Raw genomic sequence first — 24,644 nt, 5'->3', positions numbered from 1 at the left:
CCAATGTAGGCCCGGTACGTCAGGGGCGCCCGGTTGTTACGCCTTTGCAGGTACTCCGGTGAGCGCCGTGACCACCGGATCCAGCGCCTCGTGTATCTCGTCCCCCACCGACCGGAAAAACGTCAACGGCGCCCCGTACGGGTCGTACACCTCGTCCGCCTCCGCCGTCGGCGCCAGCAGCCACCCGCGTAGAGCCGCCGCAGCACGCACCAGCGCACGCGCGCGCGTGACGACGCCGTCGTCCAGGGGCGGCAGCGTCGCGGGGTCTATCGCCTTCACCAGGCGGGTGAACTCCTTGAGGGTGAAGGTGCGCAGGCCCGCCGAGTGGCCCATGGAGATGACCTGGGCGCGGTGGTCGCGGGTCGCTGTCAGGACCAGGTCGGCGCGGATGACGTGCTCGTCGAGGAGCTCGCGGCCGGTGAAGCCGGAGGCGTCCGCGCCGAAGTCGGCGAGGACGGTCTCCGCGTTGGCCTCCATGGGCGCGCCCTCGTGGCCCCAGGTGCCCGCGCTCTCCACGATCAGCCCGCCGCCCAGCACACCGAGCCGCTGGGCCACGAAATGACGGGTCAGCCGCTCGGTGATGGGTGAGCGGCACACATTGCCGGTGCTGACGTGGAGGATGCGGAAGCTGTCGCGCGGGAGCCCGACGAAGGTGGTCGTGATCTCCGCGGCACGTTCCCCGTTGCCTATGCCACGCCCCGCCTCAGGGGCTGTCAATTCGCCACCTCGAGGTCGGGTACGACCTTCCGCAGCTCGTCCGCCGAGAGGGCGCCCTCACGCAGCAGGAGCGGGACCTCGCCGGTGACGTCGACGATCGAGGAGGGCACGTTGCCCGGCGTGGGGCCGCCGTCGAGGTAGACGGAGACCGAGTCGCCGAGCATCTCCTGTGCGGCGTCACAGTCCTCCGGCGCCGGATGACCGGTCAGGTTCGCCGAGGACACCGCCATCGGGCCGACCTCGGTGAGCAGCTCGATGGCGACCGGGTGCAGTGGCATGCGCACGGCAACCGTGCCCCGGGTGTCGCCCAGGTCCCACTGCAGGGACGGCTGGTGCTTGGCGACGAGCGTCAGCGCGCCCGGCCAGAACGCGTCCACCAGCTCCCAGGCCAGCTCGGAGAAGTCGGTGACGAGACCATGGAGCGTGTTCGGGGAGCCGATCAGCACAGGGGTGGGCATGTTGCGGCCCCGCCCCTTGGCCTCCAGGAGGTCACCCACGGCCTCCTTGGAGAACGCGTCGGCGCCGATGCCGTACACCGTGTCGGTCGGGAGGACCACGAGCTCGCCTCGGCGGACGGCGGACGCGGCTTCGCGCAGACCCGTCGTGCGGTCGGTCGCGTCGTTGGTGTCGTATCGCCGTGCCATCTAGCGGGCCTCCTCGTACACGTACTGCGGGAAAGAAGTGGGGGCGGTGGTCACGGCAGCGCCTTGCGGGCGGTCGCGAACCTCGGGCGATTGTTGAGGTCGGGGTGGTCGGCCGCGTCGGCCCAGCCCCGCTCCTCGGTGAAGATCCACGGCACCTGGCCGCCCTGGGTGTCGGCGTGCTCGATGACGACGACGCCGCCGGGGCGCAGGAGACGGTGTGCGGTCCGTTCCAGACCGCGGATGAGGTCGAGGCCGTCCTCGCCCGAGAAGAGGGCGAGTTCGGGATCGTAGTCGCGGGCCTCCGGGGCCACGTACTCCCACTCCGTGAGCGGGATGTAGGGCGGGTTGGAGATGACCAGGTCGACCTGGCCGTCGAGGTCCGGGAAGGCGTCCAGGGCGTTGCCCTGACGCAGGTCCACCCGTGACCCCGCGACGTTCTTCCGCGTCCACACCAGGGCGTCCTCGGACAGCTCCACGGCGTGCACGCGGGAACGCGGGACCTCCTGGGCGAGGGCGAGCGCGATGGCACCGGAGCCGGTGCACAGGTCGACGATGCAGGGCTCGACGACGTCCATCGCGCGCACGGCGTCTATGGCCCATCCGACGACCGACTCCGTCTCGGGGCGGGGCACGAACACGCCCGGCCCGACTTGGAGTTCGAGATAGCGGAAGTAGGCCCGCCCGGTGATGTGCTGCAGCGGCTCGCGCTGCTCACGCCGGGCGATGACCTCCCAGTACCGGGCGTCGAAGTCCGCGTCCTTCACGGAGTGCAGCTCGCCCCGCTTCACGCCGTGCACGAACGCGGCGAGCTCCTCCGCGTCGGTGCGCGGTGAGGGCACGCCGGCATCGGCCAGCCGCTGGGTGGCCTGTGCCACCTCCGCGAGCAGCACGCTGCGGGGGCTTTGGGGTCGCCCCCCAAAAGATTGCTGCACGCAAGTCCTCCGTGTCGTACTCGTACGTGCGTACGCCCTTTACGTCTTCTACGTCGTTACGCGGCCGCCAGCTTCGCCGCCGAGTCCGCGTCGACGCAGGCCTGGATCACCGCGTCGAGGTCGCCGTCCAGGACCTGGTCCAGGTTGTACGCCTTGAAGCCGACGCGGTGGTCCGAGATGCGATTCTCCGGGAAGTTGTAGGTGCGGATCTTCTCGGAGCGGTCGACGGTGCGGACCTGGCTGCGGCGGGCGTCCGCGGCCTCCTTCTCCGCCTCCTCCTGCGCCGCCGCGAGCAGCCTGGAGCGCAGGATACGCATCGCCTGCTCCTTGTTCTGCAGCTGGCTCTTCTCGTTCTGGCAGGAGGCGACGACTCCGGTCGGAATGTGCGTGATGCGCACGGCGGAGTCGGTGGTGTTGACGGACTGGCCGCCCGGGCCGGACGACCGGTACACGTCGATGCGCAGGTCGTTCGGGTTGATCTCGACGTCGATCTCCTCGGCCTCGGGCGTGACCAGCACACCGGCCGCGGAGGTGTGGATACGGCCCTGGGACTCGGTCGCGGGCACGCGCTGCACGCGGTGCACACCGCCCTCGTACTTCAGCCGCGCCCACACGCCCTGACCGGGCTCGGTCGCCCCCTGGCCGCCCTTGGTCTTCACCGCGACCTGGACGTCCTTGTAGCCGCCGAGCTCGGACTCGGTGGAGTCGATGATCTCGGTCTTCCAGCCGACGCGCTCGGCGTAGCGCAGGTACATGCGCAGCAGGTCGCCGGCGAAGAGCGCCGACTCGTCGCCGCCGGCGCCGGCCTTGATCTCGAGGATGACGTCCTTGTCGTCGCTGGGGTCGCGCGGGACGAGGAGCATGCGCAGCTTCTCGGTGAGCTCCTCGCGGTGCTTCTCCAGCTCCTTGACCTCGGCGGCGAACTCCGGGTCGTCGGCGCCGAGTTCACGCGCGGTCTCGATGTCGTCGCCGGTCTGCTTCCAGGAGCGGTACGTGGCGACGATCGGGGTGAGCTCGGCGTAGCGCTTGTTCAGCTTGCGCGCGTTGGCCTGGTCGGAGTGGACCGACGGGTCGGCGAGCTTCTTCTCCAGGTCGGCGTGCTCGGCGACGAGTTCCTCGACGGCCTCGAACATCTTGGGCTCCTGTGTGCGTACGGGGGTGAAGGGGCGGGCGACCAAAAACGCCGGTCCCGGCACGCCTGTGGGAGGGCGCGACCGTGGACCGGCGAATTGGAGCTCGCTACTTCTTGGAGCCGGCAGCAGCCTTGCCGAAGCGGGCCTCGAAGCGGGCCACACGGCCACCGGTGTCGAGGATCTTCTGCTTGCCCGTGTAGAACGGGTGGCACTCGGAGCAGACCTCGGCACGGATGGTGCCGCTGGTGATCGTGCTACGGGTGGTGAACGACGCGCCACAGGTGCAGCTGACCTGCGTCTCGACGTACTCGGGGTGGATGTCGCGCTTCAAGGTGTCTCCTATGTTTCGGGAGGGCGCCGGGTCGCTGCCGCGGGGTGCGGGAGCGTGAACCGGAGCCGACGTACCAGTCTGCCAGGACTGGGGCCATCCCCCAAAACCGGGGGTACGCCTTGTGTATTCCCTGCGGGCCGGTGGGGGTTGATCTCGCCCACGCGGCGGAGCCGCAAATCGATACAGCCCCGCGCCCCTAAGCGGCGTTCACCACACCCTTGGCATCCCCGGTAGCGGTGCCTTCGGTGGCCGTCCTGGGGATCGGCTTGTCGTTCTTCAACGCCTTCCAGACCATCTTGGCCTTGGCCTCCGCCACCAGAACCCGGTTGGGGTCCGCCGGGTCGTACTGGACCGGCATCGTGACCATGGTCATGTTCTTCGAGCTGATGCCCTTCAAGCCATTGGCGAAAGACATGAGCTTGTTGACCGAGCCGAGGTCGGAGTCGGTCGTCACGGCCTTGGTCGCGGTGTTGGCGAGGTCGTAGAGCTTCTTCGGGTTGCCGAAGAGGTTGATGTCCTTGACCTGGTTGATCAGCGCCTTGATGAAGGCCTGCTGGAGCTGGATGCGGCCCAGGTCGGAGCCGTCGCCGACGCCGTGGCGGGTGCGGACCAGGCCGAGGGCCTGCTTGCCGGTGAGTTCGTGGGGGCCGGCCTTCAGGTTGAGGTGGCTGTCGGGGTCGTTGATGTCCTTGGTGGTGGTGACCTCGACGCCACCGAGCTCGTCGATCAGCTTCTGGAAGCCGGCGAAGTCGACCTCCAGGTAGTGGTCCATGCGGAGGCCGGTGATGGACTCGACGGTCTTCACCGCGCAGGCGGCGCCGCCCGTGCCGTACGACTCGTTGAACATCACGCCGGACGCGGCGTCGTGCGTCTTGCCGTCGGTGTCCGTGCACTGAGGGCGTTCCACGAGGGTGTCGCGCGGGATGGAGACCACGCTGGCCTTCTTGTGGCCCTCGTAGACGTGCACGATCATCGCCGTGTCCGAGCGGGCGCTGCCGTCGTCGGTGCCGCCCCCGAGCTTCTTGTTGCTGCCGGAGCGGGTGTCGGAGCCGAGGACGAGGATGTTCTCGGAGCCGTTGTCGACCTTCTCCGGCCGGTCGGTGCCGAGGGCCTGGTCGATGTCGACGCTCTTGATGTTGCCGTTGAGCTTGAAGTAGAGGTAGCCGGCTCCGGTGCCCCCCAGGACCACGATGCCCGCGGCCGTCCAGGCCATGATCAGCAGGCCCTTGCGCCTTTCGCGGGGCTTGCGGCGGCGGCCCTTGGCGCGGTGGCGCGGGGCGCTGGTGCCGGTCCCACCCGGTATGCCGGGCTCCGGCGTGCTCTCGGCGGACACTGTGCTCCTCGGTTCTCGTTCGGTCGGTTACCCCCTGTTTTCAGGGTCAGGCGTGGCCATACGGCCCGTACCGCACCATCGTCACCCCGTCCGGTCAGACGGGGAAACTCGGAGAAGGGTTGCACAACGGACCGTGCCCACCGCTGGGCGAGCGGTGGGCACGGCATGGGGGCGGTGATCCGGTCGGGCCCGTCTCACCTGCTGTTTCAGCCGAAGATGTCGTACTGCTTGAAGTCCGTACCGACCGAGATCCTTGTGGCAAAGATCTCGCTGGTGGCCTTTCCGGTGCCCTTGTACAGGTAGAGCGTGCCGCCGGGCGTGCGCGCCAGGAAGTCGGCCCTGCCGTCACCGCTGATGTCGCCGACCGCGTCGAAGGCGTTGTACGTCGTGCTGCTCCACGTACGCACCTTGATCCGCGACGAGAAGGCGCCCGTGCCGGACTTGCCGGTGCCCTTGTACAGGTACACATAGCCGCTGCTCTTGGCGCGGGCGATCAGGTCGGTCTTGCCGTCACCGGTGAAGTCGCCGTGGCCGCGCAGGCTGTCGTACTGGTTCCAGCCGGAGCCGACCTGCGCGCGCGTTCCGAAGGTGCCGTCGCCCTTGCCCGGGTAGATCCACAGGTAGCCGCCGGAGTCGACCGACAGCAGGTCGGGCAGGTAGTCCCCGGTGACGTCACCGGGGACGGCGATGCGGGTGCGGCTCGCCCAGTTGTCGGCGATCTGCTTGGTGGACCAGTCGTCGATGGACCTGACGTAGTGGGTCCAGAAGACGTCGCCGTCCGAGCTGCGCCGGAACAGCAGGTCCTGGTAGCCGTCCCGGTCGAGATCGGTCTGCAGCACGAGGTTGACGCCGCTCCAGTCGCCCCACGACACACGCGCGGCGAACGAGCTGCCGCCTGAGTCCTTCGAGTAGCCGGTCTTGGTGGAGGCGTTGCGCACCCACAGGTCGGCCTTGTGGTCACCGCTGATGTTGGTGTCGTCGACCCGCGGGTAGGCGGCGCCGACGTAGGTGCTGACCTTGGAGAAGACGCTGTAGGCACCCTCGGCGACGCAGTCCTGCACACCCCAGGAGACGACACCGACGATCCGGTTGTTCACGACGAGAGGCCCGCCGGAGTCACCGTTGCAGGCGGAGGTGGTGCCGTCGTCGCTGCCGCTCGCCGGGTTGCCCGCGCAGACCATGTGGCCCTTGATGAACTCGGTGCCGTAGTAGCCGGTGCAGGTGGTGTCGGACTGGATGGGCAGCGTGGCCGTCTTCAGCGTCTGCGAGATGTCCTGACTGGTGGAGCTGGTACGGCCCCACCCGTAGACCTTGGCGCTCGTCCCCGCGGCGTACGAGGCGGTGTCGCCCGACGTCGTCATGCGGATCGGCGTCACCTTGACCGCGCGCTCCAGCGTGATGACGGCGATGTCGTTGTCGATCGTCGTCGCGTTGTACGACGGGTGGTTCCACTGCCGCAGCGGCAGGGTGACGGTGCCGCCGTGCAGGTCGGTGTTGCCGGCGTCGTCGGTGGTCGGCAGCTGGGCGGTGCCGGTGACGACGGCGCCGTAGTTGTACCAGTCGTAGCCCTTGGCGCAGTGCGCGGCGGTCAGGATCTTCGTCGGCGCGACGACGGCACCCCCGCAGAAGAACCCGATGTCGTCGGCCTCGTCGGTGGTGCCCTGGTCGTCGTAGTACCAGAGCTGCGCCATCCAGGGCGCCGAGGTGATGGTGGTCTCGGTGCCGCCGATGACCATGGGGCTCACGGTGGGGTCCCCGGAGGAACTGCTGGTGCTCGCGCTGTACGACGACTTCTGGGTCGTCTGCCCCGCGGTGTCGTCACCCTCGACGGCACCTGCGACACGCCGCTCCAGCTCGGCGAGCGAGGCCGAACCGGCGGCGGGCTTCACGGTGGGCTTCGGCAGCGCGGTGGCGGCCCCCGCGGACGAGGTCAGCAGCGCGGCGGCAACGGCCGCGGCGACGCCGGCGGCGGCAACGGGCAGCCCGAATCGCATCCGGCGTCTGTGACGACCGCTGCCGGACAGGGTGGTGGTCAAGAAAGTCCCCCCAGAGGAACAAGAGTAGGAAGGGGCGTACGCATACGCCCGTCCCTATCAGCGCCAAAAGGCCGCCCCCCGTCACTGCAGGACGGGGGGCGGCCTTTTTCAGATCGCTGAAGCTCAGTCTCCGTTACCGGGCGTCGGCGTCGTCTTCTGAATCTGCATCAGGAACTCGACGTTCGACTTGGTCTGCTTCATCTTGTCGAGCAGCAGCTCGATCGCCTGCTGCTGGTCGAGCGCGTGCAGCACCCGGCGCAGCTTCCAGACGACGGCCAGCTCCTCGTTGCCGAGCAGGATCTCTTCCTTACGGGTACCGGACGCGTCCACGTCCACCGCCGGGAAGATGCGCTTGTCGGCGAGCTTCCGGTCGAGCTTGAGCTCCATGTTGCCGGTGCCCTTGAACTCCTCGAAGATCACCTCGTCCATGCGGGACCCGGTGTCCACCAGGGCGGTGGCGAGGATGGTCAGCGAACCGCCGTCCTCGATGTTGCGGGCCGCACCGAAGAAGCGCTTCGGGGGGTACAGGGCGGTCGAGTCGACACCACCGGACAGAATGCGGCCGGAGGCGGGCGCGGCCAGGTTGTACGCACGGCCCAGACGCGTGATCGAGTCGAGCAGCACGACGACGTCGTGACCCAGCTCCACCAGACGCTTGGCACGCTCGATGGCGAGCTCGGCGACCGTGGTGTGGTCCTCGGCCGGGCGGTCGAAGGTCGAGGAGATGACCTCGCCCTTGACCGACCGCTGCATGTCGGTGACCTCTTCCGGACGCTCGTCGACGAGGACGACCATCAGGTGGCACTCGGGGTTGTTGTGCGTGATCGCGTTGGCGATCGCCTGCATGATCATGGTCTTACCGGTCTTCGGCGGGGCCACGATCAGACCGCGCTGGCCCTTACCGATCGGCGACACGAGGTCGATGATGCGGGTGGTCAGCACGCCCGGGTCCGTCTCCAGGCGGAGGCGGTCCTGCGGGTACAGCGGGGTCAGCTTGTTGAACTCCGGGCGGCCACGGCCGTGTTCGGGCGCCATGCCGTTGACGGAGTCGAGACGGACCAGCGCGTTGAACTTCTCGCGCCGCTCGCCTTCCTTGGGCTGACGGACCGCACCGGTGATGTGGTCACCCTTGCGCAGGCCGTTCTTGCGGACCTGGGCGAGGGAGACGTACACGTCGTTCGGGCCGGGCAGGTAGCCCGAGGTACGGATGAAGGCGTAGTTGTCGAGGATGTCCAGGATGCCCGCGACGGGGATCAGGACGTCGTCCTCGGCGATCTGCGGCTCGGAGGCGATGTCGTCGCGGCCACGACGGCCCCGGCGGTCGCGGTAGCGGCCACGACGGCCACGGCGGCCGCCCTCGAAGTCGTCGTCGTCCTGCGGGGCGTTGTCGCGCTGACGGTCCTGACGGCCGCCGCCCTGCTGCTGGCCCTGCTGGCGGTCCTGCCGGCCGCCCTGCTGGTCGTCGCCCTTGCGGCGGTCGCCACGGTCACCACGGTCACCACGGTCACCGCGGTCACCGCGGTCGCGGTCCCGGCCGCGCTCACGGCGGTCGCGACGGCGGCCCTCGCCGCCCTCACCGGCGTCGCCCTTGGCGTCGCCCTGCTGGGCCTGCGACTGTGCGGGCGTCTCGGCCTTCGGCTCGCTCTTGGCCTCGGCGGCGACCGTCTCGGGGGCGGCCGCGGGGGCGCCCGCCTCGGCGGTGGCGCGGCGACGGCGGCGCTCGGCCGGGGCGTCCTCGGCGGCCGGCTGGCCGGGAATCTCGATCTGCTGCTGGGCCACGGCCTTCTCGGCGGGGGCCTCAGCCGCCTTGTCCGCCTTCTTGTCGGCGGCGGCCTCGTCGCCCCCCGTACGGGCGCGGGAGGTGGCGCGGCGCTTCGGCTTGGTCTCGGTGGCGGCGTCGGCCTTCGCGGCCGGGGCACCCCCTCCCGCCTGCGCCTCCTTGATGACCTCGATCAGCTGGCTCTTGCGCATACGCGCGGTGCCCCTGATTCCGAGGCCCGAGGCGACCTGCTGCAGCTCGGCCAGCACCATGCCCTCGAGGCCGGTACCGCGGCGCCGCCGGGAGCCGGCACCGGTGGCAGGCGCGGAGGCGTCCGTGGCGGGCGCGGCAGCGGTCTCCTCGACACGTGCGCCCATCAGATCGGTGGTGTCGCTCACGAAGGGTCCTTCCCTGGAGCGGACGTCGGCCTGTCTGGCTCGGCGACCGGTTGTGCTGTCCGGCTTCGGTCCCTGGTGTGTGGACCGTGCCGGGGCGGTGGTCCGCCAAAGCGGCGGAGGAAATATCTGGTGATGACGCTTCCCAGAGCTGTGGCACTCAGTGTCTGTGTCACTCGGCTCGGTCGCGCCGGTTCCGGAGCGTGCCCGGCAAGTCGCTCAGCGCCCGCGTACGAGGTACTGCCCGCGTACGTCGTACGGAACACAGTGCGGCTTGGGAGGCTCCCGGAAGAATGTCTGTCCCGGACGGGGACACGAAGCACCTCGCCATGGTGGGGTCGGGTGCAGACTTGAGGTTAACACTACCGGATCCAACAAACATTCCCCCTCTCGAAATCCGGCAACCGTGTGTCAGGGCGCAAGCGGCAGCACGCTCGCTCCCTGGGCGTCGAGGTCGAGCCGGTTCGCGGCCCACCCTTCGCCTGCCAGATGGGCCACCTTGTCGGCGCTGTCGCCGTCGGCCAGCGCCAGCACCGTGGGGCCCGCGCCGGAGATGACTGCCGGGACGCCGTCGGCCCGCAGCCGCTCCACCAGTGCGGCGCTCTCGGGCATCGCCGGTGCGCGGTACTCCTGGTGGAGCCGGTCCTCGGTGGCCGGCAGCAGCAGCTCGGGGCGCCTGGTCAGGGCCTCGACGAGCAGGGCGGCACGGCCCGCGTTGGTGGCGGCGTCGACGTGCGGCACGGTGCGCGGGAGCAGGCCGCGCGCGGTCTCGGTGAGGACCGGCTTTCCGGGCACGAAAACCACCGGAACGATGGAATCGGCGGGATCCATCCTGATCGCGCGCGCGGCACCGCGCTCCATCCAGGAGAGGGTGAAACCGCCGAGCAGACAGGCCGCCACATTGTCGGGGTGGCCCTCGATCTCGGTGGCGAGCTCCAGGAGGGCCGTGTCGTCGAGCCTGGCCTCGCCGCCTATGGTCACGGCGCGCGCGGCGACGATACCGGCGCAGATGGCGGCCGACGAGGAGCCGAGACCCCGGCCGTGCGGGATGCGGTTGGCGCAGACGATCTCCAGGCCGCGCGGCTGGCCGCCCAGCAGATCGAAGGCGGTGCGCAGGGAGCGTACGAGAAGGTGGTTTTCGTCACGTGGCAGCGTCTCGCTGCCTTCACCCGCGATGTCGATGTGCAGCCCGGAGTCGGCCACCCGGACGACGACGTCGTCGTAGAGCCCCAGCGACAGGCCGAGGGCGTCGAAGCCCGGGCCGAGGTTGGCGCTGGTGGCGGGGACGCGCACCCGGACGGCGGCGGCGCGGAAGGCTGGACCGGCCATCGCTCGATGACTCTCCTTGAGCTGCGTGATTGTCGAAGACATTCGATGACGTACGAGGACCCTTGCGGCCGCTTCCGGGCCACGGAGACGGCGCGGCACCGAGCCCCATGCGGAGGCATATGCGGCGGGCGGGTTCGCTACAGCCTATCGAAGGTAGGTTCTGTGGCGACATAGGGCGCACAGGAGGCGCACGATGCGTGTCGTAAGCCCCCTGTGCACCCCCCGTAGGGAAGTTCCCCAGGTAAGCGCCGTCTTACTCGCGTACGCGAGTCGTCTGCCCCGGGGTATGGGCCCGTCTACGCCAGCCCGAGCCGCTCGGCCGCCGTCGCCGCGTCGACCGGGACGGTGACGGGCTGCGGGGCACCGGCGACGGCCCAGTCGGGGTCCTTGAGGCCGTTGCCGGTGACGGTGCACACGATGCGCTGGCCCGGGTCGACCTCGCCCTGCTCGGCGGCCTTCAGCAGACCGGCCACGGACGCGGCGGAGGCGGGCTCCACGAAGACGCCCTCCTGCGCGGCCAACAGCCGGTAGGCGCGCAGGATTTCACGGTCCGTCACCTCGTCGATGAACCCGCCGGACTCGTCCCGCGCGGCGAGCGCGTACTGCCACGAGGCCGGGTTGCCGATGCGGATGGCGGTGGCGATGGTCGACGGGTCCTTGACGACCTCGCCGCGCACGATGGGTGCGGAGCCAGAGGCCTGGAAACCCCACATGCGCGGCGTCTGCTTCGAGACACCGTCGGCGGCGTACTCCTTGTACCCCTTCCAGTACGCGGTGATGTTGCCCGCGTTGCCCACCGGCAGGACGTGGATGTCGGGGGCGTCCCCGAGCATGTCCACGATCTCGAAGGACGCCGTCTTCTGACCCTCGATACGCACCGGATTGACTGAATTGACCAGCGCCACGGGGTAGTTGTCGCTCAGGTCACGGGCGAGCGTGAGGCAGTCGTCGAAGTTGCCGTCGACCTGGAGGATCTTCGCGCCGTGCACGAGCGCCTGGCCCATCTTGCCGAGCGCGATCTTGCCCTGCGGCACGAGAACGGCCGAAACCATTCCCGCGCGGACGGCGTAGGCGGCGGCGGAGGCGGAGGTGTTTCCGGTGGAGGCGCAGATGACCGCCTTCGCCCCCTCCTCCTTGGCCTTGCTGATGGCCATGGTCATGCCGCGGTCCTTGAAGGACCCGGTGGGGTTGGCACCCTCCACCTTCAGGTGGACCTCGCAGCCCGTGCGCTCGGAGAGCACCTGCGCGGGCACGAGGGGCGTGCCGCCCTCGCGGAGCGTCACGACCGGCGTGGTGTCGGAGACGGGCAGCCGGTCCCGGTACTCCTCGATGATTCCGCGCCACTGGTGGGTCATTGCTGGTTACTCTCCTTCAACCCGCATGATGCTGGCGACACCCCGCACGGTGTCGAGCTTGCGCAGCGCCTCGACGGTCCCGACGAGGGCCGCGTCCGACGCACGGTGGGTGACGACGACGAGGGAGGCCTCGCCGTCCTTGCCCTGCTGGCGAACCGTATCGATCGACACGCCGTGCTCCGCGAACACGGTCGCGACCTGGGCGAGAACGCCCGGTTTGTCCGCCACGTCGAGGCTGATGTGATAGCGCGTGACGACGTCGCCCATCGGCGAGACGGTCAGGGCGGCGTACGCCGACTCGCCGGGCCCCGTTGCCCCGCTGAGCCGGTTGCGGCAGACGGCGACGAGGTCGCCGAGCACGGCGGACGCGGTCGGGGAACCGCCCGCGCCGGGGCCGTAGAACATGAGCTGCCCGGAGGCGTCGGACTCGACGAACACGGCGTTGTACGCGCCGCGCACGGAGGCGAGCGGGTGGGTCAGCGGAATCATGGCGGGATGCACGCGCGCGGTGACCGACCCACCGTCCGCGGCCCGCTCGCAGATGGCGAGCAGCTTGATGGTGCAGCCCATCTCCTTCGCGGAGGCGAAGTCGGCCGCGGTCACCTCGGTCATGCCCTCGCGGTAGACGTCGTCGAGACGCACGCGCGTGTGGAAGGCGATACCGGCGAGGATGGCGGCCTTGGCGGCGGCGTCGAACCCTTCGACGTCGGCGGTCGGGTCGGCCTCCGCGTACCCCAGGGCGGTGGCCTCGTCGAGGGCCTCCTGATACCCGGCGCCCGTCGAGTCCATCTTGTCGAGGATGAAGTTGGTCGTCCCGTTGACGATGCCGAGCACCCGGTTGACCTTGTCGCCGGCGAGGGACTCGCGCAGCGGGCGGATCAGCGGGATGGCACCGGCGACGGCGGCCTCGTAGTAGAGGTCCTTGTCGTTCGCTTCCGCAGCCGCGTGGAGGGCGGCGCCGTCCTGGGCGAGGAGCGCCTTGTTGGCCGACACGACCGACGCGCCGTGCTCGAAGGCGGTGGTGATGAGGGTGCGGGCGGGCTCGATGCCGCCGATGACCTCCACCACGACGTCGATGTCGCCGCGTTTGACGAGGGCGGTGGCGTCGGTGGTGATGAGCGCCGGGTCGATGCCCTCACGGACCCTGGAGGGCCGCCGTACGGCCACACCCGCGAGCTCCACGGGCGCCCCGATCCGGGCGGCGAGGTCGTCGGCGTGCGTCGTCATGATGCGCGCCACCTCTGAGCCGACAACCCCACAGCCCAGCAGCGCCACCTTCAGCGGACGCGTACGCATCATCCGACCTCGTTTCCTCATACCGTCTACGGTTGCACCAGTCTCACTCACCGGACGGGAGTTTCTGCCCTTCGTCCGGATCGTGAGACATCTATTTCATTTGTACGGGGGTGGATCACAGGAGATCTTCCACCCCCGTGGCCGGGGACCTAGCCGACGTCGAGACGCAGGAGGTCGTCCTCCGTCTCCCGGCGGACGATCACCCGGGCCTCACCGTCGTTCACAGCGACGACGGGCGGCCGGAGCACATGGTTGTAGTTGCTGGCCATGGACCGGCAGTAGGCACCCGTGGCCGGTACGGCGACGAGGTCACCCGGTGCCAGGTCGGCGGGAAGGAACGCGTCCTTCACGACGATGTCCCCGCTCTCGCAGTGCTTGCCGACGACGCGCGCGAGCATGGGCTCGGCCTCGCTCGTCCGGGACACGAGGGCGACGCTGTACTCCGCGTCGTAGAGCGCCGTACGGATGTTGTCGGACATGCCGCCGTCGACGGAGACGTACGTGCGCAGTCCGTCGAGCGGCTTGATGGTGCCGACCTCGTAGAGCGTGAAGGCGGTCGGCCCGACGATGGCCCGCCCCGGCTCGACGGAGATGCGCGGAGTCCGCAGCCGGGCGGCCTCGCACTCACGGGTGACGATCTCGGTGAGCGCCTTGGCGATCTCGTGCGGCTCACGGGGATCGTCGTCACTGGTGTACGCGATCCCGAGCCCGCCCCCGAGGTCGATCTCGGGCAGTTCGACGCCGTGCTCGTCACGGATGTCCTTGAGCAACCCGACGACCCGGTGCGCGGCGACCTCGAACCCGGACATGTCGAAGATCTGCGACCCGATGTGGGAGTGGATCCCGATGAGCTCCAGCCCGTCGAGCTTCAGCGCCCGCCGTACGGCCTCGGCGGCCTGCCCCCCGGCGAGCGGGATGCCGAACTTCTGGTCCTCGTGCGCGGTGGCGATGAACTCGTGGGTGTGGGCTTCGACCCCGACGGTGATCCGGATCTGGACGCGCTGCCGCTTGCCCAGGGACTGCGCGATGTGAGCGACCCGCACGATCTCCTGGAAGGAGTCGAGGACGATCCGTCCGACGCCGGCGTCGACGGCCCGGGTGATCTCGTCGACGGACTTGTTGTTGCCGTGGAAGGCGATGCGGTCGGCGGGCATACCGGCGGAGAGAGCGGTGGCGAGCTCGCCACCGGAGCACACATCGAGATTGAGCCCCTCCTCGTGCAGCCACCGCACGACGGCACGGGACAGGAACGCCTTGCCCGCGTAGAAGACGTCGGCGTCGGCCCCGAACGCACTGCGCCAGGCACGCGCCCGCGCGCGGAAGTCGGCCTCGTCGAGGATGTAGGCGGGGGTGCCGTGCTGCTCGGCGAGCGTCTTCACATCGATCCCGCCGACGGTGACGACACCGTCGGCGTTCCGGCCGACGGTCTGGGCCCACACCTTGGGGTCGAGGTCGTTGAGATCGGCGGGCGGGGCCGAGTAGTGGCCCTCGGGGAGCACATCGGCGTGACGGGGCCCGGCGGGGTGTGCGGAACGGCTCATCGGTCTTCTCTTCGGCTCTCTCAGAGGTGGTCGGGTGCGTCGATGCCGAGCAGGGACAGGCCACCGGCCAGCACCGTCCCGGCGGCTTCGGCGAGGGCGAGCCGGGCACGGTGGGCGGCCGAGGGTTTCTCCGCACCACGGGGGAGAACGGCAGGCAGGAGCGGCAGGACGGCATCGGCGACGGTGACGAGGTGCCGGGCGAGACGGTCGGGCGCTCGGTGGGCTGCCGCTTGGGCCAGGACGCGGGGATGATCGGCGAGCAGCGCGGTGACTTCGTGCCGTACGTCCCCGGCTTCCGCGGCGAAGCCCAGGTCGGCGGCGTTACGGCTGAGCGCCCGGGTGCGGGCGTGTGCGTAACGGACCCGGAAGAGAGGGTTGCTCTCACGCTGGACGAGGTGCTCGCCGGTGATACGGGGCCGGTCGTGGGCGGCGGGGTGGAGGAGGGCCCAGCGGGCGGCGTCGCGGCCGAGGGGGAGGGGGTCGACGGGGGCGGGGGCCGGCCGGACGGCGTAGTGAGGGAGGGGGGGCTTCGGGTTGAGCGGCTTGGGCTTGTTGGGCTGCTTGGGTTGGTTGGGCTGCTTGGGCTGGTCGGCTTGGTCGGCCTGGTCAGCCTGTGCGTCGACACGAAGGCCCAGGATGTCGACCCACTCCGGCGCGAGCGGGGCCTCGCAGCGGGTGTGGACGGCGGCGCCCTGCGACCGGAGGATCCGCGCGAGCGCGTCCATCACGACGACGGCCCGTACCTCCCGGGGACAGACCAGCGGCACGAGGTCCGCGGAGGGTGCGTGGGCGTGCCCGTACCGGGTGCCGCGCCGCAGGATCTCCTCGACGAGGGTGGCGGTGGCGGTGTCACCGAGACTGATGTTGAGGAAGCCGGGCCCCGTAATGACAACGTCGGCGACGCCGTCGGCGCCGGCCAGATGGGCCTGGAGAATCCCGGCGACGTCACGCGGCGGCTGTCCGGCCGGGCGGGCGAGCTGGAGGGCGACGTTGGTGGCGTAGTCCCCACAGCCACCGGGCCCGGGAGCGGTGACGACGACACGCTCCGGCACGGCGACGCGCAGCTCCCCCTCGTCGACAGCACGACGCACCGCGCGCAGCACGGTACGGGAGAGCTCGACGGGGGTCACGGGACAAGCGTATGGGAGGAAGGGGGTGGGTACGCGAATGGGTTTGGCGGGGTCCCGCGATGTGGACGGCGTGCAGCCCGGGGTGATGCCCTGAGGTTTGCCGGGGGCTTGCCCAGGGGTTTTGTCCAAGGGTGTTGCCCAGGGTTCTGTCCGGGGGCTTGCCCAGGGTTCTGTCCAGGGGTGTTGCCAGCGGGGGTGTTGCCAGGGGCCGCGGGAATCACCGGAGGGTCAGCCCTCAGTGCCCTGAGCCCTTAGCCGTCAGCCGTCAGCCGTCAGCCGCCGGTATGCCCGGCGGCCTCTTCGGCCCCGAAGACGTTCCCAAGGACGGCCTCACCGTCGCCCCGGTCGGCACCCCGGCCGCCACCACCCCCACGGTCACGCTCTCTGCCCGCTGCCCCATCCTTCCTCTTCCCGTCCATCAACCGCCGTACGACGCTGACGAGTTCGGCGGGCTCGAAGGGCTTGGCGAGGAAGGCGTCGACACCGACGTCGAGGCCGCTGTCGACCTCGTACTGGGTACAGGCGCTGACGATGGCGAGGGGAAGATCGCGGGTACGGGGGTCGGAGCGCAACCGCGCTGCAGTGCGGAGGCCGTCCAGCCGGGGCATGACCACATCCAGGGTGATCACATCGGGCCGCACCTGATGAACGACATCCAGACACTCGGCACCATCGGCCGCGGTCACCACCTCAAGCCCCTCGAGCTCGAGATTGACCCTGATCAGCTGCCGGATGACCTTGTTGTCGTCCACAACAAGCACCCGGCCCGACGCGCCTGGCACAACTCGAGAGTAGGTCCGGACCGGCCACCGCGTCCGGGTTTTCCCCACTTCCACCCCCTGCGGGCGAGCCGCCCCAGGTGACGCCCGGTGCCACCACCCGGAAACCCGTTCATGAACACCCCACCGAAGCTGGTAGGGTTCTACCCGTCGCCGCCAAGCAAGGCGCCCGACACGCCCCCGTAGCTCAGGGGATAGAGCAACGGCCTCCGGAGCCGTGTGCGCAGGTTCGAATCCTGCCGGGGGCACTCGCCAAGCAGTCAGCGTGAATCAGCCGCTGAGCTGGGCGGATGCCGATATAAGAGAGCGGGAGTCAGTCTCACTGACTCCCGCTCTTTCTCGTTGTCTATCAGCATTCGCGACACACCTCCGACACACTCATCAGCCAAAGGCGCGGGCCCGCCGTGCCCAGCCTGGTGAGGATGACCTGATGGATGAGGGCATGGCGGCCTTGATCGCCGGAGGTTGTGGGCTGGTCGGGGCGTTGGCCGCGACTGCCGGCGCGGTGTGGGGCGCTCGCAGAGGCGCTACGAGCACCCTCGAAACCGCCCGTGCTCAGGTAGCTGGACAGGAACAAGCGGAACATCGCCACTGGGCCCGAGAGCAACGCATGCTGACCTTGATGGATGCGCTTGATCAACTAGCAACGATCGATCGAACTCTGGGAGCGGCCGGGGTGAAACTCCAGCTGGGAGAAAGACCTCCGACCGCGTTGCACGACGACTACATGACATCCAGTGAGGGACTTATGCGCGCCGTCTTCCGCCTTGGGGTCTGGGGGCCCGACCAAGCGCGTGTCGTTGGCCAGAACATCTACGACCTGGCCAATCGGGTTTACCAATCATGGGTGTTTTGGGATGGCGCGATGACTGCTGGACTTCCAACAGACACGCACCGGGACGCTTTCCGGACACGCCGGACCGAACTGCACGCACCATGGTCGAAGTTCCTCAACCTGGCTGCACAGTCCCTCAGGGAGCCTGAGCAAGCCTCCTAGGCGGCACCCATATGAGCCACCGCCGCCCACAACACCTTCATGTGCGCTTCCTTTTCCTCCTCGGCTCCTCTCGCCGCTTGATTCGCGCGTTAGGGTCTGCCAGCAGATCGCAGACCTTCCGTCCCAGATCTGCATTTCTGTGACTAGCCATTACCACCTTCCCTGGGAGTTTCGTTCCAGAGGTTCGATTCAGGATCGCCGACAACAGCAAGAGCCACCCCGATCCAGCCAGGTGACTCAAGGCGTACGGATCAGGAACAAATTTAGGATCATGCTTGACGGCATTGTAGGTACCAGCGAAGACACTGTCCCACTCCTTGGGATCACCAACCCAAGCAGCAAAATCCTTTCCAACCCGATTGGCTAGCGCCAAAGGACGCCTCTTCTCTTGGGCCCACTGCAATCCTGCTTGATCTTGCAAAGCCACCCAATATTCGATCGCTGAGGCCACCTCCAAGAAACGAGCTTCCACGTTGGCCACGCCGATTCGATACCCAAGAGAAAGCGCCCGGTGAACACGCGGAACTTGGTCACAGAATTTCACCCAGCGGGCAAGCCCTCGAATACCCCCAATGTGCCCCAAAGAGAACATCGGCATCGCGGTCATGGATTTCGGTGCGGCTACACCTTCAGGAGCTTGCATAACCCGAGCACACCAGACTCTGGGATGGACTGGGGGACTCTCATTCGCGGCGAACCTGACGCGCCCACCACGGGCTGGCACGAATCCCGCATAGGCAATATTGAGAATATCCTGAATCTGAACCAGCGGATCTAGAAGATCACGGAAGGGTTGAGCCCTACGCGCAGAGCATTCCAGAGCCACAGGCGCAAAGATCGATCTGTCGTCAACAGTTCCTCCCAACTTCCAATGCGAAGCGATCGAGATCATGCGACCTTTACTAAGCCGGCACTCTTGCTTTGGTGCCGCTTCAACATGCAGAGAGACACTCTTCCCGCGCCCTCTGTCATCACTCCGCGCTTCCTCTTTAACAGTCTGCAAGCCAGCCCAATGAGTAACACCAGGGAAGAAGACGGATACAGAAGTGACCGCATCCAATTTCGCATGCCCGGGCATTACTCCGAGGATCGCCGTTCCGGCTGTTTGAGTGCGCACAGATGGCAGCCCATGCGTTCGCCTCGTTACCCTGGATCGAACGAGATCCAATAGCAGAACGTGACCATTTACAGTGGCACCGTAGATACACTTGGGGAATTTGTAAGTATCCCCCTGATCAGATTCTTCGTCCAGAAAATACTCAAGCTGAACATTCCCGTCGTTCAGCCTCTTCAAGAATCCTCTCGCCTTGCCACCGGAAGACTTCCCCAACCGAACATCTTCCCAGAAGTATCCGAGGCTCCCACTCAAGAGGCTCTCGTCTTTTTCTTCCACGATGCTCCTTATTATTGGATAACTATCGGCGCAATGTGAGGCTTCTTAAGCGTGGCTTCATACTGGACCGGCAGACAGAGGGCGAGGGCAGTCCGAGCGGTCTGGACTGCCCTGCGGACATCGAACTCGTTGTTACACCACGTCTCCCTCCTCATCCAATGATTTGGCAATCTTGGCGTTGGCGGCTTCTTCATGACCATCTATGCAACCGTGGTACCGGCGGTGGATGACCTCCGGCGAGTTGCCAACCCTGCGCGCTACCTCGGCGATAGGCACTCCGGCGTTCAACCACCGCGTGATGCATGCGTGGCGCAGGTCGTATGGGCGCCCGGCCAACGGCGAGTCGATGCGCTCCGGCGGGAGGGCGTACCCCCGTGCTTCCTCCCACACGCGCCAGTAGGTGGAGGAGCCGACCACTCCCCCGCGCTCGTTCCCGAACACGCGCCCTTCCTTGGCCGTCCCGAACGCCTTCAGGTGAGCTCGGATGATGGCAACCAGGACCGGCGGGATGGGGACCGGTCGGTCGGTGGACGCCTCGCGCGCCTTCAGACCTCGCCGGTCGTGGCGATCCCCGGAGTCGGTCCACTGCTTGCCGGAGACGGGGCGTGTCTCCCGCAGCGTCAGCGTGCCCCAGCCCTTCTCTGGCAGGTGGCAGTCCGACAGCCGTAGCCCGACCGCCTCAGCGGGCCGGAGCCCCGCGTAGTACAGGACCGCATAGAAGGCCACCAGGCGCCGCCCTCGGCAGCGGTCCCACGACCCGACGTAGGAAACGGCGATGAGCAACTGCCGGGCCTGTAGGGCGTTCACCAGGACGCGCGGGTCCACCACGTCGTTGGAGCCGACGCGCTTTCGGCGGGTCCGCTGAAGCGGGTTCTCCGGGAGCTCCCCTGTGGCAACGGCGTGTTCGAGAGCGGCGTTCAGGGCCCGGCGGCGCCGCTTGTACGTGTCTCCCGCGGCCGGGGTGCCGTCCAGCTTGTAGCTGACGCGGTACAGCACATCCTCGAACAACTCGGCATCGGCAAGGTCGCTCAAGGGCCGGTCGGTCGTTGTGATCCACTCGTACGCGGCCTTGAGTTCGGCCGGCGGGTCCTCCCCCTCGTTCGCGGGCACGATCCCCCAGCGGAAGGCCAGCCGCAGGGGCTCATCGTCGGGAGCGCCGTCGCCGCGCTTGACCATGGCGAGCGTCACGGCCGCGAGACCGTCGGCCATGCCCTCACGGGTCTTGGCCGCAGCCGTACGCCACCGCCCGGCCACGTACTTCCGGCAGAATTCGAACCACCGCAACGACGGTTCGGCGTCCGCTGCTTCGGCAGCTTCGGCCGCCGCGCGCACCTCGGACTCGGGCAGTCCGGATTCGATCTCGAACGCCTCACCGCGCCGGTTCATGGCCTGCCACAGCTCGGACCGTCGGCTTTCCGCGAGAGCGGACGTGGTGAACGTGTCGCCGTGCACCTGCCCTGCGACCACCCACCGGAGGCGCCACGGGCGGGACTTGCGGCCGGTCTTGGACACCTTCCACAGCTTGACGTCGAACGAGTAGCCCGGCCGGGCGGACCCGCGAGGGCGCCCGGGTGGGGTGTCGGTCTCAGGGCTCACGCCGCGTCCTCCCGCTCCGCAAGCCAACGCTCGTACTCCGACCGCCGGATCCGCACGTCGCCGTTCGGGAGCTTGATCGAGCGGGGTCCCTTCCCGAGCTGGCGCCACCGGTAGAAGGTCGACGGGGCGACCTTCAGATCAGTGATGACCTCCTTGACGGTCATCTTCTCGTCCCGCGTACGGGCGCTCATTCCGTCATCCCTTCGGCGTCGTCCGCACCGGACAGGCCGGACAGCTCGAATTCCGACTGTCCGGGGTGTTCGTGCTGGTCAGAGGGGGTAACCGGACAGCCGGACAGTGCGGACACCTCTTGGTCGCCCTGTGTCCGGGTCTCGGTGTCCGGGTAGTACCGGCCGCCGGGGTCCTTAGTGAGCTGTCCGGCATCGGCCATGCGGTTGCACGTGCGGCGGATCGTGTCGATGTCGACCTGCGGCAGCTCGCCCGCCATGTCCTTCGGCTTGGCGCCGGGGTTGGCGCGGACGTAGCGCAGGATCGTGGCGCGGGTGTCGCTGACGGTGTGGTCGGTGACCGGGCCGTCCAGCAGGTGCCAGGCGCCGGAGGCGGCTTGGAAGCTGAGGGCGTACTCGGCTTCGTCCACGTCGCGGCCGGTGACGTGCAGGATGCCGTCCGCCTGCCCGCGCGCTCGCTTCAGTACGAGCGTGGCGTCAGCGGCTCCGGCGATGCCGTTAGTGCCGGAGACCTCGGTGAGGAAGTCCTCGGAGCCCGCCTTGCGGACGTGGTGGACCAGGACAACGGCCACGCCGTAGTGGTCGGCGAGCCTCTTGGCGTAGCCCACGGCGACATAGTCCGCGTCGTACGCCGACACGCCGGCCGGGGACTGCCCGCGCATCTTGGCGAACACGTCGATGACCACCATGCGCGCATCGGGGTTGCGCTCCAGCCACTGGGCGATGGCCTCGGTGCCGCCCTGGGGGAAGGGCGGGCATTCGGTGACCAGGGTCAGCCCGGCGGGGGCTGGCTGTCCTCCGAGTAGCTTGCCCATGCGGGTCTGGAGACGACGCGGGGTGTCTTCCAGGGCGAGGTAGAGCACCGGGCCGCCCTGGACGGGCACGGAGTCGAACGCCTTGTCTCCGGCCGCGACCGACAGGCCCAGTCCGAGGGAGAGCCAGGACTTGCCGACCTTGGGCGGTCCGGCGAGCACGCTGACACCTTCAGCGAGGATGCCGGGCACGGCCCATTTCGGCTCCGGGAAATGCGCAGCCATGAGCTGATCAGCCGTCCATGCCGTCCGTGGGCGCTCCCGCTTCGGCGGCGCCGCGGGGGCCTGTCCGGGGTCGCTGGGCACGGAGTACAGGTGCAGCGGCGGGATGGGGTTGGCGCTCATGCCGCAACCGTCCGGGGGCGCCGTGCTCCGGCCCGAAGACCGGAGGCGATCGTGCGCTGTGCCTCGCGCTCGCCCTGGCCGACCTGAAGCGCGGCCGTGAGCAGCCAGCCAGTCACGTCGGCTTCGCTCAGCTCGCCCCCGGCAACGAGCTGCCCGAGGGCGACCGCGGCGATGTAGAGGCTGTTGTTGTGCTCGTGTTGGCCGGAGCCGGTGACCCGCTCAACTTCCCCGTTGACGGCGGACCGGAGGAAAGCGGTGCGCCGCCCATGGCCCGTGAGAGTGACCGTGATGGGCGTCTGCGGGGGCAGCGGCGCCGGGCGCATGAGTTCAGCGAGCCAGCCCGGCAGCGGCGCCACGGGGGCGTTGCGGATGACCCCGTACGGGCGTCCGGCGAAGGCGCTGCCCGCGCCGACCACGAGACCGCCCCACGCGCGGGTGTCGACCTTCCAGCCCAGCCCGCGGGCGCTGTCCCCGGCGGTGTTACGCAAGGGTTCACCCTCGGGTGCGGCGAAGTACAGGTGGGTACCGCCGCTCCAGGTACGGACGGTGTAGGTGTCGGCGGGGAAGGGCTGGCCGTGGCGCTCGCAGAGCACGGCGAGCACGTCGGTGCCGTCGGTGACGCCGTGCTCCGCCCAAACGGCCGGCGGGGTGTCGCCGGGGTGCTTGGGCCGATCCAGGTCGATGACGACCAGGCCGGAAGGGCCGGTGGCGATGCCGACGTTGAAGGCAGCGACGGACCACGCGCGGGTGATGCGCTCGGGGTCGGTGGTGGCGCGGGTCTCCCAGTCGGTCACGGCCGGGCGCTTGTCACCGCAGATGAGGGGGAAGACGTGCCAGTCACGCGACGCTGCGTCAAGCGCGGCGGTGAGCTGGGCAGAGCCGTCCAGGTACGGCATGCTGGGGGTTCTCCTGTTCTGTCTACGGATGGGCAGGGAGAACCGCGGCGGCGGGCGACCTTGCTGGGGAGTCCCGCCGCCGCGGCGTTGCTACTGGTTGTTGATCCAGTGGGCGTACTGCTGGCGGACGTAGTGGCGCGGTTCGCAGATGACGCCCGCGTCGTCCAGGCTCATCAGCCGCTCGGCCGCCTCGTTCGCCACCTCGGCCGCGTCGTCGCCCACGTCCTGCAGGGCGATGCGATCCAACAGCGCCGCTTTGCGGAGCCAGAAGTCACGCGGCAGCCGGGTTCCGAACGGCTTGTTGGCGGCTTGGTCGGCGGTCCATCCGATCTCGCTGACGAGGCTCGGGGCGAGCGCGTAGGCCTCTTCCGGAGTGGGCCACGGGCCGGTGTTGCTGTGGTGGTCGGCCGTGAGGTACATGCGCAGCCGCTCGCCGTCGCGGGTGGGGTGCTGACTTACGGGGCCGGCGGTGAAGGCCTGGGACAGCGCGTCGGTGACGCGGTCGGTGTCGACTGGGTCGCAGATGATGCGGATCTCGAACATGGTCAGCTCTCCTTGGTGTTGGTGGAGGGGAGTTCGGGCAGTCCGGTGGCTTCCACGGCCTTGAAGTCGAAGCCGGGCAGGGCGGCGCGGGTGATGAGGGCCTGGGCGAGCTGTTCGGCGTAGGCGGCGCCGGTGCGGGCCACCTCGATCTGTGCTCCGGCGCGCAGGGCTTCGACGCGCTCGATGTGGGCGTGCTCCTCGCGGCGCGCGCTGGTCTGCCGCTCGTACGCGATGTGCTCGCGGCAGTCGGTGCGCCAGTACCGCGCGGCGAGCCCGTAGGCGATGGCGGTTGCCAGCACCCACAGCAGCAGCGGCAGGGACAGCCCGTCGGCGTATCCGGCGACGCCCGCGAGGGCGAGCCCGCCGGAGGCGGCGAACGCGGTTCCGGCGATGACGCTGTCTCCGACCTGGCCGATGCTCGCGCACACCCCGGCCGCGGCGGCTCCGAGGGACAGCGCGGTCATCAGCACGGCGTTGCCGACGGAGTGTTCGGCGCCGTTGGCGTTCCAGATGCGTGCCAGGATGAGCACGGTGGACGTGGCCAGCGCGGGGGCGGCCTTGGGCGCGATGATGGCGAGCCAGTGCCGGGCGATGATCTGTTCGTTCATGGCCGGACTCCTCACAGTTGCTTGACGGCGTCGATGACAGCGGCGGCGAGCTGGTTGATGGGTCCGGCGGCGCCGGTGGAGGCGAGGAAGAAGCCGAACCCGGCGGCGATGAAGGCGGCGCCGTAGCCGAGGGACTTGGAGCGCAGCAGGAAGAACAGGACGAGTCCGAACAGGGCCACGAGCGAGACGGTGACGGCCACGGACGGAACCTCCTTCGGGTGGTGTGGGCGGGTGGTCAGTGGGTGCCTTCGCGGTAGATCCGCTGGGCGCGGTTGAAGAGCCAGCGGCCGACGCGTATGCGCTTGCCGGTGGCCTTGCAGCGGCGGCAGCTCTTGCCGCGCTTGGGCTGTCCCTTGCGGTCGGTGTCCATGGCGAAGCCGAAGCCGTTGCACTTGCGGCAGGTGCCGAACGGACTGGCCGCACACAGAGCGCTGTAACCGAACGTGACGAGCATCAGGCAGGCGGTAGCAAGGGCGATGAGGGTCATCGGGGGCCCTTTCTCGGGGTTTCCGGGGTTCGTGCAGGTGGGGCGCTATGCGCTAGATCGCAGATCAGG

At 68.9% G+C, this 24,644-nt stretch carries 23 protein-coding genes and 1 tRNA gene; 1 reads left to right on the top strand and 23 read right to left on the bottom strand.

Annotation, left to right across the window (positions count from 1 at the left end):
• Positions 1-36 precede the first annotated feature (36 nt).
• The 14 genes from ACIBU0_RS11555 to ACIBU0_RS11490 form a co-directional block, all read right to left on the bottom strand.
• Positions 37-717, bottom strand: a complete 681-nt coding sequence (locus ACIBU0_RS11555) for a protein-tyrosine-phosphatase (RefSeq protein WP_398815273.1) — start codon at positions 715-717, stop codon at positions 37-39.
• The gene (locus tag ACIBU0_RS11550; protein WP_398815270.1) at positions 714-1,361 is read right to left on the bottom strand and encodes an L-threonylcarbamoyladenylate synthase; all 648 of its coding nucleotides are present in this window, start codon (positions 1,359-1,361) and stop codon (positions 714-716) included. The genes ACIBU0_RS11555 and ACIBU0_RS11550 overlap by 4 nt, the downstream gene beginning before the upstream one ends.
• Before the next feature lie 50 nt (positions 1,362-1,411).
• Entirely contained in the window at positions 1,412-2,251 is an 840-nt protein-coding gene (prmC, locus tag ACIBU0_RS11545; RefSeq protein ID WP_398815267.1) for a peptide chain release factor N(5)-glutamine methyltransferase, read from the bottom strand.
• Positions 2,252-2,349: 98 nt separating this feature from the next.
• Positions 2,350-3,426 (bottom strand): peptide chain release factor 1, encoded by a 1,077-nt coding sequence (gene prfA, locus ACIBU0_RS11540; protein ID WP_398815264.1) that lies wholly within the window; start codon positions 3,424-3,426, stop codon positions 2,350-2,352.
• 106 nt (positions 3,427-3,532) lie between these two features.
• A complete protein-coding gene (rpmE, locus tag ACIBU0_RS11535) occupies positions 3,533-3,757 on the bottom strand; it encodes a 50S ribosomal protein L31 (RefSeq protein WP_062155333.1) in 225 nt (74 codons plus the stop codon).
• A 196-nt stretch (positions 3,758-3,953) separates the two neighbouring features.
• Positions 3,954-5,090, bottom strand: coding sequence for an LCP family protein (locus ACIBU0_RS11530; RefSeq protein ID WP_398815261.1), 1,137 nt, complete (start codon positions 5,088-5,090; stop codon positions 3,954-3,956).
• Between the two features lie 206 nt (positions 5,091-5,296).
• Positions 5,297-7,084 (bottom strand): trypsin-like serine protease, encoded by a 1,788-nt coding sequence (locus tag ACIBU0_RS11525; protein WP_398815258.1) that lies wholly within the window; start codon positions 7,082-7,084, stop codon positions 5,297-5,299.
• 165 nt (positions 7,085-7,249) lie between these two features.
• Positions 7,250-9,283: a transcription termination factor Rho gene (gene rho, locus ACIBU0_RS11520; protein WP_398815255.1), complete on the bottom strand. Its 2,034-nt coding sequence runs from the start codon at positions 9,281-9,283 to the stop codon at positions 7,250-7,252.
• A gap of 408 nt (positions 9,284-9,691) precedes the next feature.
• A complete protein-coding gene (thrB, locus tag ACIBU0_RS11515; RefSeq protein WP_398815252.1) occupies positions 9,692-10,609 on the bottom strand; it encodes a homoserine kinase in 918 nt (305 codons plus the stop codon).
• 296 nt (positions 10,610-10,905) lie between these two features.
• A complete protein-coding gene (gene thrC, locus ACIBU0_RS11510) occupies positions 10,906-11,964 on the bottom strand; it encodes a threonine synthase (RefSeq protein ID WP_398815249.1) in 1,059 nt (352 codons plus the stop codon).
• Between the two features lie 6 nt (positions 11,965-11,970).
• Positions 11,971-13,260 carry a homoserine dehydrogenase gene (locus ACIBU0_RS11505; RefSeq protein WP_398815567.1) on the bottom strand — a complete coding sequence of 430 codons (1,290 nt, stop codon included), beginning with the start codon at positions 13,258-13,260 and terminating at the stop codon, positions 11,971-11,973.
• Between the two features lie 149 nt (positions 13,261-13,409).
• Complete coding sequence (lysA, locus tag ACIBU0_RS11500) at positions 13,410-14,801, bottom strand: diaminopimelate decarboxylase (protein WP_398815246.1); 1,392 nt, start codon at positions 14,799-14,801, stop codon at positions 13,410-13,412.
• 20 nt (positions 14,802-14,821) lie between these two features.
• Positions 14,822-15,931: an ArgS-related anticodon-binding protein NrtL gene (gene nrtL, locus ACIBU0_RS11495; RefSeq protein ID WP_398815243.1), complete on the bottom strand. Its 1,110-nt coding sequence runs from the start codon at positions 15,929-15,931 to the stop codon at positions 14,822-14,824.
• A 272-nt stretch (positions 15,932-16,203) separates the two neighbouring features.
• Entirely contained in the window at positions 16,204-16,761 is a 558-nt protein-coding gene (locus ACIBU0_RS11490) for a response regulator (protein WP_398815240.1), read from the bottom strand.
• Between the two features lie 125 nt (positions 16,762-16,886).
• On the opposite strand from ACIBU0_RS11490, the gene ACIBU0_RS11485 reads away from it, so the two are divergent.
• Positions 16,887-16,958, top strand: a tRNA-Arg gene (locus ACIBU0_RS11485).
• Between the two features lie 786 nt (positions 16,959-17,744).
• On the opposite strand, the gene ACIBU0_RS11480 is transcribed toward ACIBU0_RS11485, so the two are convergent.
• The 9 genes from ACIBU0_RS11480 to ACIBU0_RS11440 all read right to left on the bottom strand — a co-directional run bounded on the left by ACIBU0_RS11480 (position 17,745) and on the right by ACIBU0_RS11440 (position 24,575).
• On the bottom strand, positions 17,745-19,100 hold the full coding sequence (locus ACIBU0_RS11480) for a hypothetical protein (RefSeq protein ID WP_398815237.1): 1,356 nt from the start codon (positions 19,098-19,100) through the stop codon (positions 17,745-17,747).
• 132 nt (positions 19,101-19,232) lie between these two features.
• Positions 19,233-20,696 (bottom strand): tyrosine-type recombinase/integrase, encoded by a 1,464-nt coding sequence (locus ACIBU0_RS11475; protein WP_398815234.1) that lies wholly within the window; start codon positions 20,694-20,696, stop codon positions 19,233-19,235.
• Complete coding sequence (locus tag ACIBU0_RS11470) at positions 20,693-20,887, bottom strand: helix-turn-helix domain-containing protein (protein ID WP_355501895.1); 195 nt, start codon at positions 20,885-20,887, stop codon at positions 20,693-20,695. The genes ACIBU0_RS11475 and ACIBU0_RS11470 overlap by 4 nt, the downstream gene beginning before the upstream one ends.
• A complete protein-coding gene (locus ACIBU0_RS11465) occupies positions 20,884-22,041 on the bottom strand; it encodes an AAA family ATPase (protein WP_398815230.1) in 1,158 nt (385 codons plus the stop codon). The genes ACIBU0_RS11470 and ACIBU0_RS11465 overlap by 4 nt, the downstream gene beginning before the upstream one ends.
• Entirely contained in the window at positions 22,038-22,937 is a 900-nt protein-coding gene (locus tag ACIBU0_RS11460; protein ID WP_398815227.1) for a bifunctional DNA primase/polymerase, read from the bottom strand. The genes ACIBU0_RS11465 and ACIBU0_RS11460 overlap by 4 nt, the downstream gene beginning before the upstream one ends.
• Positions 22,938-23,027: 90 nt before the next feature.
• Entirely contained in the window at positions 23,028-23,480 is a 453-nt protein-coding gene (locus tag ACIBU0_RS11455; RefSeq protein WP_398815224.1) for a hypothetical protein, read from the bottom strand.
• 2 nt (positions 23,481-23,482) lie between these two features.
• Positions 23,483-24,088, bottom strand: a complete 606-nt coding sequence (locus ACIBU0_RS11450; protein WP_398815221.1) for a hypothetical protein — start codon at positions 24,086-24,088, stop codon at positions 23,483-23,485.
• An 11-nt stretch (positions 24,089-24,099) separates the two neighbouring features.
• Positions 24,100-24,288 carry a hypothetical protein gene (locus ACIBU0_RS11445; protein ID WP_027734944.1) on the bottom strand — a complete coding sequence of 63 codons (189 nt, stop codon included), beginning with the start codon at positions 24,286-24,288 and terminating at the stop codon, positions 24,100-24,102.
• Between the two features lie 35 nt (positions 24,289-24,323).
• Positions 24,324-24,575: a hypothetical protein gene (locus ACIBU0_RS11440; RefSeq protein ID WP_398815218.1), complete on the bottom strand. Its 252-nt coding sequence runs from the start codon at positions 24,573-24,575 to the stop codon at positions 24,324-24,326.
• Positions 24,576-24,644 lie beyond the last annotated feature (69 nt).

It is taken from the genome of Streptomyces sp. NPDC049627 (assembly GCF_044465645.1).
In the GTDB taxonomy this organism is placed as follows: Bacteria; Actinomycetota; Actinomycetes; order Streptomycetales; family Streptomycetaceae; genus Streptomyces.
The sequence above is the reverse complement of the archived record's forward strand: the minus strand, read 5'-3'. Positions and strand labels throughout refer to the sequence as shown.